We start from the raw sequence: 607 nt of genomic DNA, 5'->3' as shown, positions 1-607 counted from the left end.
ACCGCCGTTGGCCATAGGTATCTTCGGCGTATACGCCATCGAGAAATAGCATGTGGTAATGGACATTAAGGTTGAGCGCAGAACCAAAGCGTTGGATCAACGTCACTGCACCGGTTTGTGCGGTAGCCTTGGTAAAACCAGCCTGCCTAATTAAATGCGTAGAGACTGTGCGGTAGACAATGCCTCACACTTTACCCATCAGCTCTGGATGGCGAGCCAGCAGGAATCGTAACTGGAAGGGAAAGCTCAGCACCCACTGGCGTATGGGAACTTTGGGAAACACCTCATCCACCAAGAGCGCGGCACTCTCCGCCATCCGGCGGGCACCACAGCTGGGGCAGAACCCTCTGCGCTTGCAGCTAAATGCGACCAATCGTTCATGATGGCAATCCTCGCAGCGGACACGCAAAAAGCCATATTCCAGCCGACCACATTGGAGAAAATCTTCGAACTCTCTCTGAACGTAACGAGGCAAGCTTTGTCCCTGACCCTCCAACGAGGACTTAAAGACAGGATAATGTTCCTGAACCAATTGATAGAGGAGCGTCTTTTCGGGCTGATGGCGTTCATAGTATGGTGCTTGACTCGCCCAGACATTCCTTGCCGG

Annotated in this window: 1 pseudogene; it reads right to left on the bottom strand. The window is 52.9% G+C overall.

Annotation, left to right across the window (positions count from 1 at the left end):
• Positions 1-607: pseudogene (locus A3761_RS27545) on the bottom strand (transposase zinc-binding domain-containing protein); the annotation flags it as partial.

It is taken from the genome of Oleiphilus sp. HI0123, assembly GCF_001635315.1.
Note: the sequence above shows the minus strand (reverse complement) of the source record. Positions and strands in the feature narration are given on the sequence as shown.